Below are 15132 nucleotides of genomic sequence, written 5' to 3'. Positions count from 1 at the left end.
GGCTATCGATAAACAGCGTAGAGCATTGATCTTGAAAAAATAATAACCCGGCACCGAGTGTGATTCCTACTAAAACAAGTTGTATGTAAGAAGCTTCCTTCGATTTTTTGGGAATCGCACTACAAGAATTCCGTTGCTGGAGGGCGTAGGCGAGACCTATAAAGATAGGAGGGGTATAGGGTTGATTTATGTAGAGGCGGATCTTGAGAAGGCCGTAAGGAGGTGGGCATGTCCGGACTCATGGAATATATTTCAAAAAAATAGCAGGTGCTGATTTGGTGAGTAAGCCATTCAAGTTTTTTGAAGTGAAGGACTTTGTTCTAGAGAAATGTTACAGCGCATTCATTTCTAATTTGCCAGCGTTGGACCTGTATAGGCCTTTAATGCATAGAAGCATTTTGAAAGATGGGCGTCCAACACGTTTTGAATTGCCTCTGTCTCTTGAAGGCTGTTCGGCTGATTTGGGTGATGTTTTTTTGAGGTCTAAGGTTTCTATCGATGTTGTTGAGTTTCTTCGTGGTGAACAGTTCAAGAGTCTTTTGCTAAGCAAGTTTGGTTCAAGTGTTGATGTCACTCCTTATCCGCATCTGTACAAGGATTTCGCTGGATTTGATTTGCCTCCGCATACGGATATTGTTGAAAAGGCAATAACCTTTGGATGGTATTTACCAAAGAGTGATGAATATAAGGATTCGGGGCTTGGGCTGTTTGTGAAAAACGAAGATGGGTTTGAAGAGTTCAGGAAAATTCCCTATGCACCTAATGTGGCATTTGCTTTTTTGAGGTCAAATAATAGCTGGCATGATGCTAGACACCATCCCAATGCTCCCTATGAGAGAAATAGTTTTTTTGTAACGTTCTATCGAAAAAATCATTATAAGGATGGGGCTCTGCTAGTAAATGATCCGAATATCAGCCGTAAGGAGATAAGGATTTATGAAGGATGAATTGTCGTTGGATATAGGGTCTGATAAACATGTTCTAACTTTGGGGCGAGAGGTTTTGATCCGTGAGGGGCAGGCATTGATAAAACTTTCCAATGAGTTGGAGGGTAGCGGTTTTGTCGATGTCGTTAGACTTATATTGGCCTGCAAGGGACACGTGGTGATTTTAGGTGTTGGGAAAAGTGGCCATGTCGGCAAGAAAATTGCGGCAAGCCTAGCCTCCACTGGTACGCCTAGTTTTTTTATCCATCCGTCAGAGGCTAAACATGGGGGCTTAGGTATGATTACGGCACGCGATCTCGCAGTGTTAATATCGTATAGCGGTAGAAGTGAAGAGATTTTGTCTCTGCTTCCATATCTTCATGATATAGGTGTAAGTACGGTAGCGTTGACAAATTTTTCAAACTCGGAATTGGCAAGTAAAACAAGTGCGCACGTCGCGTTGAAAGTTGATAGGGAAGCATGCCCGTATAATCTCGCGCCAACGGTAAGCTCCAGCGCTACATTAGGTGTCGGAGACGCTATTGCTATGGCTCTTATGAGGATTAAGCGTTTCACGAAGGAAGAATTCTCAAAAAACCATTCCGCCGGAAATCTCGGTAAAGTGCTAACTGTGAAGATTCGTGACGTAATGGTGACCGGGGATAAAGTCCCTGCGGTACCTCCTGGTACGTTGTTTTTAGATGCGATCAGTTATATGGCGAATAAGCGCCTTGGATTTGTCGTCGTGGTAGATACATTCTCACGACCCTTGGGTGTATTTACGGATGACGATATGGTTCGAGTGCTCAAGGGGAGTGATAATGTTTTTGACCTTAAAATCTCGGATGTTATGGCGGTGAATTTAAGGTGTGTGCATGAATATGAACTTATTGCAGGCTGTGTAAGTATTGATGTGTCTGCAGTTTTGGTTGTTGACCATAAAGGAAAGCTTGTAAGTGTGTCGCACAAACATGATCTTGTAGCTTCTATTGTCGTGTGAGTTGTTAGGAGAGGAACTCCCTGTTGTTGGTAAAGTGTGTTCGGTTGACTGCTGGCTGATCGGCAAGGCGGACTGGTTATGTTGATGCTGTCGTTGAATTCAACGTTGTCTATATTTGGTTTGATACTTTCGGGCTTTTTGCTTTCGTTGGCCGGCCTTATGCGTCGCGGTGCCGATGAGGTACTGAGTGACTATGTTTTTTATCTTGCTCTTCCGGTAGAGATTTTTTTAACGACGTTGAAATCCAATTACACTTCAGGTGTTAATGTCAGTGCCTATGTGCAAGCGTATGGTGTTGGTGTTTTTATACTGTGGGTTGTGATATTTATCGTGTATAGAGTCTTTCTGAGGAAGAGCCTGGTGGAGGTTGGTTTAAATCTTATTGCTATCGGGCAAACAAATACCGCGTTCTTGGCGGTGCCTATCTTCATACTGCTGTTGGGTGATTCAGCTATGGTTGTGCCAATAATTGTTTTTCAGTCCGTCATTCTTACGGCTGTTGCAATATTTGTCATGGAGGTTTCTTCCTTTTCAAAAGCTGGATCCTTAGGCGTTTTCTTAAAGAAAGCTCTATGGGTGGTGTTCAAGAATCCACTGATAACTTCCGCGCTCACAGGGTCCCTCATTTCGCAGGTTAAGCTCCGCACATGATCGATACAGATTTTTTTATCATCGAAGGCATGGAGGTGATTGCTAAAACTGCGGCACCTATTGCTCTAATAGCACTGGGCGCTTCGTTTTATGCTGGTCGCATAGCCTCCACTTTGAAAAACAACTGTAATGAAGTAGCGATGGGTGTGCTTATAAAGAATTTTTTACATCCGGCGATTTCTTTTGGGGTAGGGCAGTATTTTTTTGGGTTGTCTGGCTTGTTGCTGTTTGCACTTATATTGATATCTGCAATGCCGTCTCCGAAAAATACTTTTATTTTTGCGCAGATATATGGTGTGTCAGTGCAGAAGTTTAATTTGATACTTTTAGCTACCACTGGGGTTTCTTTTTTTGGTAGTCAATGCGGCTTGTTATTTTTTCTTCCTCATGTGGCATGAGATTTTGAATTCGTTTTTTGTCAAACAGATCGGTACAGCAATCGAAGCTGTGATGAAGACGGCCGATGCAATTGCTCTTGGCGTTTTATTCAGCTTCTTCAACCAAACTTTATTTCGCCATTGGCCACGGACAATAACAACCCACCGCCATCGTATGGGTCGCATTGACCGTCCGACCAGCGCTCAACGCCTCGAGAATCGGCTCGATGAAGCTGTTGCTCGAATTGCAGGTCAGGCCTTCACTGTAAGGGCCGAAGTACGCCAGTTGGCCGCTGCGATCCCAGATCGCCACCGCTGGGCTGGCAGGAATCTGGCTTGAACCCGGAAGCGTCGGGAGGGTTTTCAGGCTGTTCAATGTGGTCGGCAGTTGACCTTGGCTGCCGGCTTTTTGCACGGCATAAAACTCAACGCCTTGTGGTACATACTTATTGATCAGTTCGGCAAGGTGCTGCTGGTTGCCAACGTTGCACGGGCACGCCGGGTCCCAGAAATGCACCAGGCGGATCGCGCCAGGGCCGGCCAGGTCGGCGGGCAGGCGTAGAGGGTCGCCGGAAAACACCGCCGTGTGTTGACTGAAGGTCCGCAGGAAACGCCCCTGGAACCAGTCGTAGGCGAACCACAATACGGCAGCGCACGCGAGGACAAGCAGGCTGGCAAGCAAGGTCGTGCGATGGGACGGGCGCATGAAGTCGATCCTCTGAGGCCGCGTAGCTTGCCATGCTTGCCGCGACAGATGAATATCGCAGGCCTGTAAAGTCTGTTTCGCGCAATGCGCCCATGCCTGGAAACCTTGATGCCTGCCACTTTCGACCCCGATCTCCTGCGTGCCAGCCTGCAACCGCTGGCCCAGTGGCAAGCCCTGTCCGAGCAAGCCCAGGCTTACCAGCGGTTCTACGGGCTGGATTTTCCCCAGCGCAATGTGCGCAAAGGGTTGGGGCGTTTCGAGGTGGGCGGGTATGAGCTGGTCAGCCAGGTCTGGTGGCCGGAAAAAGCCGTGGCGACGTTGTTTGTGTTCCACGGTTATTACGATCACATGGGGTTGTACCGGCACTTGATCGAGTGGGCCTTGGAGCAGAAGTTCGCGGTGATCGCCTGCGACCTGCCGGGCCATGGCCTGTCCAGCGGCGAACGCGCCAGCATCGAGGATTTCGCCGAGTACCAGGCCACCTTGCAGGGGCTGTTGGCCGAGGCCGCGACGCTGGACCTGCCGCAGCCCTGGCACCTGTGTGGGCAAAGCACCGGCGGGGCGATCGTAGTCGATCACGTGCTCAACCACGGCGCGCAGAGTCCGGCCCAGGGCCAGGTCATCCTGCTGTCACCCCTGGTACGGCCGCGAGCCTGGGGTTGGTCGCGCCTGAGTTATTACTTGCTCAAGCCGTTCGTGACCGGTATCGCCCGGCGTTTCAGCGAGAACTCCACCGACCCGCAGTTCCTGCCATTCCTGCAAGGCGACCCGCTGCAACCGCTGCGCCTGCCTACTGCCTGGGTGGGGGCATTGGCGCAATGGATCAAGCGTATCGAAGCCGCCCCCAGCAGCCCGCGCCAGCCGTTGATCGTGCAGGGGCAGGCGGACATGACGGTGGATTGGGCGCACAACCTGCAAGTGCTGCGTGGAAAGTTCGACCGACCGCAGGTGTTGATGCTGCCCGAAGGGCGGCATCATCTGGCCAATGAGGCCTTGGCGTTGCGGCAGGAGATGTTCGGGTTTCTGACCAAGCGGATGAGTCGGGTTCGGCGGTGACCGGGCCATTGCTATCGCGAGCAAGCTCGCTCCCACATTGGACTTTTGGTGCTCGCGAAACCTGAGTGCACTCAAGCCCCTTGTGGGAGCGAGCTTGCTCGCGATAGCGGTGCCTTGGACGCTGAAGATCTATTGCCCGAGCGTCTGCCCCACCGCCAACCCCGCCCGGATCGCCGCCAACGCCGCCTGGTAATAAGCCTGGCCCTCGGCCGATTCGGCGAAGGTGGCGAACTCTTCCAGCTCGGTATCCGACAAGTCACGGTAGACGTACAGCAACGTGTTGTTCAGGTCCGCGCCGATCTGTTCCATCAGTCGCTGGCGCTGGCCGTTGAGCATGCCTTGGGCCTGGCCGGCCCCCAGCAGGCCGGGGATCATCGAGCTCAGGCTGTCGGCCGCCACGCCGGCGATCGCCAGGCTGACTTCGGCGCCGGCTTCGCGGGCGGGCAGGGCCTGGGCCAGGTGGCCGATGATCAACAGGCGGTTGTCGCTGGCTTGCATCTTCGGCAGGCCCTTGGCGTTTTTCGCCAATTGATCGCGCCGGGTCGCCAGCAACTCGGCCGCCACGACCTTGCGGCCCAGGGGCGACTGGAAAAAGGCCAGGGCCGGGTTCGGGTCTCGAAGCTTGCTGCGTAATTGCGCCTCGGCCCGCTGGTCCATGGCTTGGGGGGCGAAACGTTGATTGCTGTTGTTGACCAGCGCCTGGAACACCGCCGGCGGCAGGCTGCTCTGATAGCGCTGCTGGGCGGCGCTCAAGGCATCGTTGAAATGCGCCCGCTGTTCCGGCCAGCCGGCGACCTTGTACAACTGGTCGTAGCTGTCTGCCCAGGCGGGCAACACGCAGAACATCAACAGTGAGAAAAGCAAACGGCGCATAGGGACTCCTGTCAGCAGCCGACTATTCTCCGTGGGGTGTGGGGTCTTGTCGAGAATTCGTATCAAGTTCGTACGGTGGTGCTATCCGACGCAGCGAACCCGCTGCGTGGCGCTGTCGGTTTTGCAGGCACAGGCATACTATGCGCGCCATGCAAATACCTTCTGATCACCCGCTGCTGTTACGTATCGTCGACGACCTGGCCGAGCGCGGCTGGTCGCAGCAGAACCTCTTCCTGCCGGACGCGCTGACCCGTGCCCTGGCGGCCGAATGCCGCCAGCGTGCCGCCGAAGGTGAGCTGGCTCCGGCAGCGGTCGGGCGCGGGCCGTTCTCGGAGATTCGCGAAGGCATTCGGGGGGATCGCATCCAATGGATCGAGCCCGGCCAGGCGCCAGCCTGCGACCGTTACCTGGGGGTGATGGACAGCCTGCGCGAGGCGATGAATCGCGGGCTGTTCCTGGGGCTGGAGGATTTCGAAAGCCATTTCGCCCTGTACCCGCCCGGTGCGTTCTACCTCAAGCACGTCGACCGCTTTCGCGATGACGACCGACGCGCGGTGTCTGCGGTGCTCTACCTCAACGACGATTGGCTGCCGGAGCACGGCGGCCAGTTGCGCATGTATCTGGAGGATGGCGTGGAGCGTGACGTGGTGCCCGTCGGCGGTTGCCTGGTGGTGTTCCTGTCGGGGGACATCCCCCATGAAGTACTACCGGCCACCCAGGATCGCCTGTCCTTGACGGGGTGGTTCCGACGCCGCGGCAACGAGTTGTTCTGACGATGGAAAAGATCCTGGTCAGTCGCTGCCTGCTCGGCCATCGCGTGCGCTATGACGGCGGTGCCAGCGGGCCGTACGATCAACTCCGGCAATGGCTCGACGAAGGCCGGATCGTGGCGCTGTGCCCGGAAGTCGCCGGCGGCCTGCCCACGCCCCGGGCGGCGGCGGAGATTCCTGGGGGGCAGGGTGGGCAAGTGCTCGACGGCCACGCAGCAGTGATCACTACCGACGGTGAAGATGTCAGTGCGCAGTTTTTGTCTGGCGCGTATCAAGCGCTGGGACAGGTGCGTGAACACGGCATCCGTATCGCTGTGCTCAAGGCCAACAGCCCGTCGTGCGGCAATCTGCAGACCTATGACGGGACGTTCAGCGATGTGAAGGTCAGTGGCGAAGGCGTGACGGCGGCATTGCTCAAGCGCCATGGGGTGAAGGTGTTCAGTGAGCTGGAGTTGGCTGAAGCGGCTTTGGCGCTCAAGGTATTGATCGACGACTGACTACGGGGCAGCGCCGCTTTTTTTATTGACCTGAGAAACCGAGGTGTCAGGTTTTGGGGCTGCTGCGCAGCCCAGCGGGGATAAATCCCCTCGCCACAAACAGTGTCTACCTTATCCCCGGTTCAGGCAGGGAATGTCTAGAGCTCCTCGGCTAACTGCTCGATCCGCTCCTGCCGTTCCGCCTGGCTCAACCGCGCATGAGGGTTCAGCGACGACCACTGTGGGTGCGCCCGGGCCTTGTTCAGGGCGTCGGGCAGCTTGCCTTCGCGCCAGGTCTTGTCCTGGGGGGCGGCGATGCGGATGCTATCCATCGCCGCGTGGCCGCGCAGGTTGAGGGCTTGCAACAATTGTCGTTGGCGCAGGGCCAGCAGGCGCAGCACGCCATCGTCCACCGTCAGTTCCCGTTGCCCCTTGAGCTTGCCCATCAGTCGGTTGCCATAGCTGCGGGCGGTTTGCAGGGTGCCACCGACAATGGCACCGGCCAGGGCAGCGGCACCGAGGGTCAGGCCGCCCACCAGCAAGTCCACGCCAGCACCGGCCGCCGCGCCTGCCGCGATTCCGCCGCCGACACGTACGCCCAGTTGCTTGAGGGTTTCGGGGTTGAACAAATCATCGCCCCAGCGTCCGTCGAGCAGCGGCAGGTCGCTGGCGGCAGCGTCCTGGGAGCGGAAGGCGTAGAGCTTGAGCAGGGCTTCGACGCAGCGCTGTTCACGCTGACGCACCGCGTTGCGCAGCTCACTGATGGCTTCGCGTTCCAGCTCGGCGCCACTGGCGACGCTGCGTCGGCAGGCGGCGCAGTCGATCAGCAATTCGGCGATCAGGCGCGCCGCGCTCTGCTGGCGGGCCAGGCGTTGGGCCTGCTGGTCGGCAACCAGCCGTTCCAGTTGCCCGCGGGCGCTTTCCAGCAACAACGCGAGGCTTTCATACAGGCGCCGCTCGCCGTCCTCGGGCGGGGCGACGCTGTCGAAGCGCACCAGGGCGTGCAACCCCAATCGCGCCAGGGCTTCGCGCCAGTCGGGCTCGCGATGGTGGGCGCTGCTGACGAAATTCAACACCGGCAGCAGCGGTTTGCCGCAACTGGCGAGGACTTCCAATTCATCGCGGTACTTGGCCAGTACCGGCTCACGGGCATCGATCACATACAGCCCGGCGTCGCTGGCGAGCAGTTGCCGCAGCACCTTGGCTTCCTGTTCGAAGCGTTGCCGTGCCTCGCTGCCTTCGAGGAAGCGAGCCAGGCGCGCCGGGCCGTCCAGGCGTTCGCCAGGGCGTTCCAGGCGCTCGAGATAATCGAGCAGGGCGATGGCGTCTTCCAGGCCCGGCGTGTCGTACAGCTCCAGCAGCGCTTCGCCGTCCACCGACAGGCGCGCACCCTCGACATGCCGGGTGGTGCTCGGACGATGGGACACCTCGCCGAAGCCGACGTCCCGAGTCAAAGTCCGCAGCAGCGAAGTCTTGCCCACGTTGGTGTGGCCGACCACGGCCAGCTTCAACGGCTTCATGGCTTCAGTCATGGCCGGTCTCCAGCCAGTTCAAGGGCATGCAGTCGGTGAAGGGCAGTTGCAACTGCTGCAGCGCGTTGTGCCAGTCGCCCAGGCGTTCGGCGTCCAGCGCTTCACCGGGTGGCGCTTGCAACAGCCAGACGCGAGTGGCGCTGGCGCTGCGGGCCAGCTCGGCGATCAGCGCCAGGCTGCCACGATCCGGTGAACGGCGTGGGTCACAGGCTATGGCCAGGCGTGCGGGCGGAAAGCGCGACAGTTGCTCCAGGAGTTTGTGGCGCGACTCACGGCTGTCGAGGATGCCGGCGCTCTTCACGGTTTCGGGCAGTTTGGGCGGCCAGGGCCGATTGTCCAGTTCGATCGCCACCAGCAGCGCGCCGGCGCTGTCCATCGCGCCGACGGCACTTTCGATGGGGTGCAACTGCGCGGGAGCGGCGTCGTTGACGCCCAGGCGTTCGCTGCTGGGCATCAGCCGTTCACGCAATTGGGCGTAGCCCGGCAAGTTCAAATCCAGGCGCAATGTGGCGCGACCGCGTCGCCAGCGCCACAGGCACAGCAACGCCAGCCCCAGGCGCGGCAGCACGCCATAGACCAGTAGCACGCCGACCAGCCAGGCGGCCCAGGCCTGGCGGGCGCTCTCGATGGCCAGGGCGCCGTCGCCGCTGGCGCGGATCATGTCCACGGACGGCACACTGAAGCCCAACAGGGCAGGCAACGCGCCGAGGCCTCGGGTCATGGCGACGAAGGTCTCGCTGCCGAGGAGAGTGGTTTCCCAGACAAAGCCATAGCGCCGGGTCGCCATCAGCATCAGTACGATGACCAGCGCGCTGAGCATCGCCAGCAGCCACAAGCCATTGACCAGCGCACCGAGGGCCCAGCGATTGAGCTTGTGCCGTTGCAGCAACAGCAGCAGGGCCGGTGCCAGTTGGGCGGCCTTGGCATCGCGGGCGAGTTTTTCGCTGAGCCACAGCCACAGGCGCCCCAGCGCGGCACCTTGCTCGCCCGCGAAGATCAGGCCCAGGATCCAACCGACGAGCAGGATCAGGTTCAACCCCAGAAGACTGCCCAGGGCCCAGAACACATTGACCGATGTTTGCCCATCGCCGAGCGCGGCGAACCCGAGGCCGGCGCCGCTGATGATGGCGAGCACCGCCAGCACGATCAGCGCCAGGCGTGCCCCTTGCAGCCAATGGCGCAGGGCTTGGCTGAGGCCATCGCGCTCGGCCAGCCAGCGGGCGCGGTGGCGGATGCGGGTGGAAAGATCGCCGCCTGCCGCGCGGGCCAGGCGATTGGCTTCCTGATCCTCGAGCGGGCCGGCGTGTTCTTCACGCAGGCGGATCGTCTCGGTCAACCAGAGGTTCTGCAGTGCTGTCACGGGGGCTTCCGTTGCTCGAATGAGGGTTGAGCATAACCGCTGTGATGCCTGTCGGGGTACGCCGGGCCTCTGGTATCCTCGCGGCCATGAACAAAACTCTCCCCTTAAGCCTGATCGCAGCCCTCGGTGAAAACCGGGTGATCGGCGTCGACAACAGCATGCCCTGGCACCTGCCGGGGGATTTCAAATACTTCAAGGCCACCACCTTGGGCAAGCCGATCATCATGGGGCGCAAGACCTGGGATTCCCTCGGTCGACCGCTGCCCGGGCGCCTGAACATCGTAGTCAGTCGTCAGCCGGACCTGATGCTGGAAGGCGCGGAGGTTTTTTCCACGCTGGAGGCTGCGGTGGCGCGAGCCGAGGCCTGGGCCTTGGAGCAGGGCGTCGATGAGCTGATGTTGATCGGCGGCGCCCAGCTGTACGCCCAGGCCCTGGCGCAGGCGGATCGGCTGTACCTGACCCGCGTGGCGCTGAGCCCGGAGGGGGATGCCTGGTTTCCGGAATTTGATTCGAGCCAGTGGGCGTTGGTCTCGAACCAGCCGAACCCGGCTGAAGGGGACAAGCCGGCCTACACCTTCGAAGTGTGGGAAAAGCTTTAAAAGCATCGCGAGCTTGCTCGCGATAGCGATCGATCGGGTGCCACCATCAAGCCTGCACCAACTCCCCATGCTCCTCGGCGCCCAGCAACGCCTTGTCAGTCTGTTGCATCACCTGGCTGGTAATCGCCCCGGCGGTGATCGAACCACTGACGTTCAACGCCGTACGGCCCATGTCGATCAGTGGTTCGACGGAAATCAGCAAGGCCACCAGCGCGACCGGCAAGCCCATGGCCGGCAGCACGATCAGCGCGGCGAATGTCGCGCCGCCACCGACCCCGGCCACCCCGGCTGAACTCAACGTCACGATCGCCACCAGCGTCGCGATCCACACCGGATCCAGCGGGTTGATGCCCACGGTCGGCGCGACCATCACCGCCAGCATGGCCGGATAAAGGCCGGCGCAACCGTTCTGGCCGATGGTGGCGCCGAACGAGGCGCTGAAGCTGGCAATCGCCCGTGGGATGCCGAGGCGGCTGGTCTGGGCTTCGATGCTCAACGGGATGGTGGCCGCGCTGGAGCGGCTGGTGAAGGCGAAGGTCAGCACCGGCCAGATCTTGCGGAAGAAGCGCAGCGGGTTGATCCCGGCAGCGGACACCAACAGGCCATGGACCACGAACATCAGGCCCAGCCCGAGGTACGACACCACGACAAAACTGCCGAGCTTGATGATGTCTTGCAGGTTGGAGCCGGCCACCACCTTGGTCATCAGCGCCAGCACACCGTACGGCGTCAGCTTCATCACCAGGCGCACCAGGCGCGTCACCCAGCTTTGCAGGGTGTCGATGGCGTTGATCACTTTCTGGCCTTTCTCCACGTCATCCTTGAGCAACTGCAACGCCGCGACACCGAGGAACGCGGCGAAGATCACCACACTGATGATCGACGTCGGCTTGGCCCGCGCCAGGTCGGCAAAGGGGTTCTGCGGAATGAACGAAAGCAGCAGTTGCGGGATGTTCAGGTCGGCGACCTTGCCGGCGTAGTCGCTCTGGATCACTTGCAGGCGCGCCAGTTCCTGGGTGCCGGCCACCAGGCCTTCGGCGGTGAGGCCAAACAGGTTGGTCAGGCCGATGCCGATCAGCGCGGCGATGGCGGTGGTGAACAGCAGCGTGCCAATGGTCAGGAAGCTGATTTTGCCCAGGGACGAGGCGTTGTGCAGGCGGGCCACGGCGCTGAGGATCGACGCGAAGACCAGCGGGATCACGATCATTTGCAGCAATTGCACGTAGCCGTTGCCCACCAGGTCGAACCAGCCGATCGAGGCCTTGAGGACCGGGCTGCCGGCGCCATAAATCGTGTGCAGGGCGATGCCGAACACCACGCCCAGCACCAGTGCCAGCAGCACTTTCTTGGCCAGGCTCCAGGTACTGTGACGGGTTTGCGCCAGGCCGAACAGCAAGGCGAGGAATACCAGCAGATTGAGGATCAGCGGCAGATTCATCAAAAGAGCTCCATCAGACTTGTGCCAGTCGCCTGAAGCCGCGACTGCGAACGAGGGAGCCTAACAGCCTGATAACTAATGAATTAATACTAAAAAAGCATGTAGATTGTCGTTTATGGAATAAGGCCGTGACGTTTACGGATACGCGGCTGGCGTGATCAAGATGTAAGCGGTCGCCCACAGGCGAGGACTGTCACAGGCATTTGTTAGCGTCGGATTCTTTGAACCCGGGAGAAATGCCGATGAAGCTCGCACCTCGTTTTCTCGCTGTCGCCTTGAGTCTTGGCCTCGCCGGCCAGGTGCTCGCCACCGAACTCAAACACTGGCCGGCGGAACAGGCCAAGGCGTTGGACGCGATGATCGCGGCCAACGCCAACAAGGGTAACTACGCGGTGTTCGACATGGACAACACCAGTTACCGCTACGACCTTGAGGAGTCGTTGCTGCCGTTCATGGAGAACAAGGGCCTCATCACCCGGGAAAGCCTGGATCCGTCCTTGAAGCTGATGCCGTTCAAGGACACCGCCGACCACAAGGAAAGCCTGTTCAGTTACTACTACCGCCTGTGCGAAGTGGATGACATGGTCTGCTATCCGTGGGTGGCCCAGGTGTTCTCGGGCTTCACGCTCAAGGAACTCAAGGGCTATGTCGATGAGCTGATGGCGTCCGGCAAGCCGGTGCCGACCACCTATTACGATGGCGACAAGGTGGTCCAGTACAACGTCAATCCGCCGAAAATCTTCACCGGCCAAGCCGAGCTGTACAACAAGCTGATGGAAAACGGCATCGAGGTCTATGTCATGACCGCCGCTTCCGAAGAGCTGGTACGCATGGTCGCCTCGGACCCGAAATACGGCTACAACCTCAAGCCGCAGAACGTGATCGGCGTGACCACATTGCTCAAGGATCGCAAGACCGGCGAACTGACCACCGCCCGCAAACAGATCACCGCGGGTAAATATGACGAGAAGGCCAACCTCGGCCTGGAGTACACGCCTTATCTGTGGACCCCAGCGACCTGGATGGCTGGCAAGCACGCGGCGATCCTGACATACATCGACGAATGGAAAAAACCGGTGCTGGTGGCTGGCGACACACCGAGCAGTGACGGGTACATGCTGTTTCACGATGTGGACGTGGCCAAGGGCGGCATCCACCTGTGGGTCAACCGCAAGGACAAGTACATGACTCAGATCAACGGCATGATGGCCAAGCACGCCGCGGCCCAGGCCAAGGAAGGACTGCCGGTGACGGCGGACAAGAACTGGGTGATCGTCAAGCCGGAAGATATCCAGTAAGCCCCACCCCCTGTGGGAGCGAGCTTGCTCGCGATGGCTTCGGATCAGTAGCATCCTTGCTGACTGACACACCGCCATCGCGAGCAAGCTCGCTCCCACATTCGATTGTCGGTGTTCTCAGGATTTGCGTTCATCGCCAAAAAAAGCCCCGCACTTGGCGGGGCATTTTTTATTGCGACGCGCGACGCTTACAGGCCGTCAAGCATCGCCTTGTTACGCACCGCACCCTTGTCGGCGCTGGTGGCGAGCAGGGCGTAAGCCTTGAGGGCCGTGGTGACTTTGCGCGGACGCACTTCCACCGGCTTCCAGCCCTTGTTGTCCTGTTCGATGCGGCGCCCGGCCAGTTCTTCGTCGCTGATCAACAGGTTGATCGAACGGTTCGGAATGTCGATCAGGACCTTGTCGCCATCGCGCACCAGGCCGATGGCGCCGCCAGCCGCCGCTTCCGGCGAAGCGTGGCCGATGGACAGGCCCGAGGTGCCGCCGGAGAACCGGCCATCGGTCAGCAAGGCGCAGGCTTTGCCCAGGCCTTTGGACTTCAGGTAGGACGTCGGGTAGAGCATTTCCTGCATGCCCGGGCCGCCTTTCGGACCTTCGTAGCGAATGATCACGATATCGCCGGCCTTCACTTCGTCGGCGAGGATCCCGCGCACCGCGCTGTCCTGGCTTTCGAAAATCTTGGCGTTGCCTTCGAACACATGGATCGACTCGTCGACGCCGGCGGTTTTCACCACGCAGCCGTCCAGGGCGATGTTGCCGTAGAGCACGGCCAGGCCGCCTTCCTTGGAGTAGGCGTGCTCGACGCTACGGATGCAGCCGTTTTCACGGTCGTCGTCCAGCGTTTCCCAGCGGGTCGACTGGCTGAACGCGGTTTGCGTCGGAATGCCCGCCGGACCGGCCTTGAAGAAGTGATGCACGGCCTCGTCGGTGGTCTGGGTGATGTCCCACTTGGCGATGGCCTCGGCCATGCTCTTGCTGTGCACGGTCGGCAGGTCGGTGTGCAACAGGCCGCCACGGGCCAGGGAGCCGAGGATGCTGAAGATCCCGCCGGCACGGTGCACATCTTCCATGTGGTACTTCTGGATGTTCGGCGCGACCTTGCACAGCTGCGGCACGTGACGGGACAGGCGGTCGATGTCGCGCAGGTCGAAATCGATCTCGGCTTCCTGGGCGGCGGCCAACAAGTGCAGGATGGTGTTGGTGGAACCGCCCATGGCGATGTCCAGGGTCATGGCGTTCTCGAACGCCTTGAAGTTGGCGATGTTGCGCGGCAACACCGACTCGTCGTTTTCGCCGTAGTAGCGCTTGCACAGCTCGACGATGGTCCGGCCGGCCTGCAGGAACAACTGCTCGCGATCGCTGTGGGTGGCCAGGGTCGAACCGTTGCCCGGCAGGGCCAGGCCCAGGGCTTCGGTCAGGCAGTTCATCGAGTTGGCGGTGAACATGCCGGAGCACGAACCGCAGGTCGGGCAGGCGCTGCGCTCGTATTCGGCAACCTTCTCGTCAGAGGCGCTGGAGTCGGCGGCGATCACCATGGCGTCGACCAGGTCCAGGCCGTGACTGGCGAGCTTGGTCTTGCCGGCTTCCATCGGGCCGCCGGAGACGAAGATCACCGGGATGTTCAGGCGCAGGGCGGCCATGAGCATGCCCGGGGTGATCTTGTCGCAGTTGGAGATGCACACGATGGCGTCGGCGCAGTGGGCGTTGACCATGTATTCGACGGAGTCGGCGATGATTTCGCGGCTCGGCAGCGAATAGAGCATGCCGTCGTGGCCCATGGCGATACCGTCGTCCACGGCGATGGTGTTGAATTCCTTGGCAACGCCGCCGACGCGTTCGATTTCCCGGGCAACCAGTTGGCCGAGGTCCTTGAGGTGGACGTGGCCGGGTACGAACTGGGTGAAGGAGTTGGCAATGGCGATGATCGGCTTCTTGAAGTCGTCATCCTTCATCCCCGTGGCGCGCCACAAGGCACGGGCGCCGGCCATGTTGCGGCCATGGGTGGATGTTTTCGAGCGGTAATCAGGCATGGAGCACTCCGGGCGGCTAATCAGGTACTTATCAGGTATC

At 59.5% G+C, this 15132-nt stretch carries 15 protein-coding genes; 9 read left to right on the top strand and 6 right to left on the bottom strand.

Annotation, left to right across the window (positions count from 1 at the left end; all coding sequences use genetic code 11):
- Positions 1–278: 278 nt before the first annotated feature.
- The 4 genes from BT125_RS28630 (at position 279) to BT125_RS07890 (ending at position 2975) form a co-directional block, all read left to right on the top strand.
- Positions 279–947 carry a hypothetical protein gene (locus BT125_RS28630; RefSeq protein WP_139271696.1) on the top strand — a complete coding sequence of 223 codons (669 nt, stop codon included), beginning with the start codon at positions 279–281 and terminating at the stop codon, positions 945–947.
- Positions 937–1926, top strand: a complete 990-nt coding sequence (locus BT125_RS07900; RefSeq protein ID WP_072405944.1) for a KpsF/GutQ family sugar-phosphate isomerase — start codon at positions 937–939, stop codon at positions 1924–1926. Before BT125_RS28630 ends, BT125_RS07900 begins: the two co-directional genes overlap by 11 nt.
- A gap of 78 nt (positions 1927–2004) precedes the next feature.
- Positions 2005–2577 carry an AEC family transporter gene (locus BT125_RS07895; RefSeq protein ID WP_072405943.1) on the top strand — a complete coding sequence of 191 codons (573 nt, stop codon included), beginning with the start codon at positions 2005–2007 and terminating at the stop codon, positions 2575–2577.
- A complete protein-coding gene (locus BT125_RS07890) occupies positions 2574–2975 on the top strand; it encodes an AEC family transporter (RefSeq protein ID WP_072405942.1) in 402 nt (133 codons plus the stop codon). The genes BT125_RS07895 and BT125_RS07890 overlap by 4 nt, the downstream gene beginning before the upstream one ends.
- Before the next feature lie 109 nt (positions 2976–3084).
- Here the strand turns inward: BT125_RS07890 and BT125_RS07885 are convergent, their stop codons facing one another.
- Positions 3085–3660: a DUF6436 domain-containing protein gene (locus BT125_RS07885; RefSeq protein WP_072405941.1), complete on the bottom strand. Its 576-nt coding sequence runs from the start codon at positions 3658–3660 to the stop codon at positions 3085–3087.
- A gap of 108 nt (positions 3661–3768) precedes the next feature.
- On the opposite strand from BT125_RS07885, the gene BT125_RS07880 reads away from it, so the two are divergent.
- Entirely contained in the window at positions 3769–4716 is a 948-nt protein-coding gene (locus BT125_RS07880) for a phospholipase BipL (protein WP_072405940.1), read from the top strand.
- A 129-nt stretch (positions 4717–4845) separates the two neighbouring features.
- Here the strand turns inward: BT125_RS07880 and BT125_RS07875 are convergent, their stop codons facing one another.
- The gene (locus tag BT125_RS07875; RefSeq protein ID WP_072405939.1) at positions 4846–5589 is read right to left on the bottom strand and encodes a DUF2059 domain-containing protein; all 744 of its coding nucleotides are present in this window, start codon (positions 5587–5589) and stop codon (positions 4846–4848) included.
- A 140-nt stretch (positions 5590–5729) separates the two neighbouring features.
- Here BT125_RS07875 and BT125_RS07870 point away from each other — a divergent pair, with 140 nt between their 5' ends.
- Positions 5730–6362, top strand: coding sequence for a 2OG-Fe(II) oxygenase (locus tag BT125_RS07870; RefSeq protein ID WP_072405938.1), 633 nt, complete (start codon positions 5730–5732; stop codon positions 6360–6362).
- Between the two features lie 2 nt (positions 6363–6364).
- Positions 6365–6856, top strand: a complete 492-nt coding sequence (locus BT125_RS07865) for a 2-thiouracil desulfurase family protein (RefSeq protein WP_072405937.1) — start codon at positions 6365–6367, stop codon at positions 6854–6856.
- 137 nt (positions 6857–6993) lie between these two features.
- On the opposite strand, the gene BT125_RS07860 is transcribed toward BT125_RS07865, so the two are convergent.
- Together BT125_RS07860 and BT125_RS07855 are read right to left on the bottom strand one after the other, a co-directional pair.
- The gene (locus tag BT125_RS07860) at positions 6994–8367 is read right to left on the bottom strand and encodes a GTPase/DUF3482 domain-containing protein (RefSeq protein ID WP_072405936.1); all 1374 of its coding nucleotides are present in this window, start codon (positions 8365–8367) and stop codon (positions 6994–6996) included.
- A complete protein-coding gene (locus tag BT125_RS07855) occupies positions 8360–9727 on the bottom strand; it encodes a DUF2868 domain-containing protein (protein WP_072405935.1) in 1368 nt (455 codons plus the stop codon). The genes BT125_RS07860 and BT125_RS07855 overlap by 8 nt, the downstream gene beginning before the upstream one ends.
- A gap of 86 nt (positions 9728–9813) precedes the next feature.
- Here BT125_RS07855 and BT125_RS07850 point away from each other — a divergent pair, with 86 nt between their 5' ends.
- A complete protein-coding gene (locus BT125_RS07850) occupies positions 9814–10326 on the top strand; it encodes a dihydrofolate reductase (RefSeq protein WP_072405934.1) in 513 nt (170 codons plus the stop codon).
- 46 nt (positions 10327–10372) lie between these two features.
- On the opposite strand, the gene BT125_RS07845 is transcribed toward BT125_RS07850, so the two are convergent.
- The gene (locus BT125_RS07845) at positions 10373–11764 is read right to left on the bottom strand and encodes an L-cystine transporter (RefSeq protein ID WP_072405933.1); all 1392 of its coding nucleotides are present in this window, start codon (positions 11762–11764) and stop codon (positions 10373–10375) included.
- Positions 11765–12006: 242 nt separating this feature from the next.
- On the opposite strand from BT125_RS07845, the gene BT125_RS07840 reads away from it, so the two are divergent.
- Positions 12007–13062: an HAD family hydrolase gene (locus BT125_RS07840; protein WP_072405932.1), complete on the top strand. Its 1056-nt coding sequence runs from the start codon at positions 12007–12009 to the stop codon at positions 13060–13062.
- Between the two features lie 188 nt (positions 13063–13250).
- Here the strand turns inward: BT125_RS07840 and ilvD are convergent, their stop codons facing one another.
- Positions 13251–15092 (bottom strand): dihydroxy-acid dehydratase, encoded by a 1842-nt coding sequence (gene ilvD, locus BT125_RS07835; RefSeq protein ID WP_072405931.1) that lies wholly within the window; start codon positions 15090–15092, stop codon positions 13251–13253.
- Positions 15093–15132 lie beyond the last annotated feature (40 nt).

This window comes from Pseudomonas sp. NFACC04-2, assembly GCF_900119265.1.
GTDB lineage: Bacteria > Pseudomonadota > Gammaproteobacteria > Pseudomonadales > Pseudomonadaceae > Aquipseudomonas > Aquipseudomonas fluorescens_AA.
Note: the sequence above shows the minus strand (reverse complement) of the source record. Positions and strands in the feature narration are given on the sequence as shown.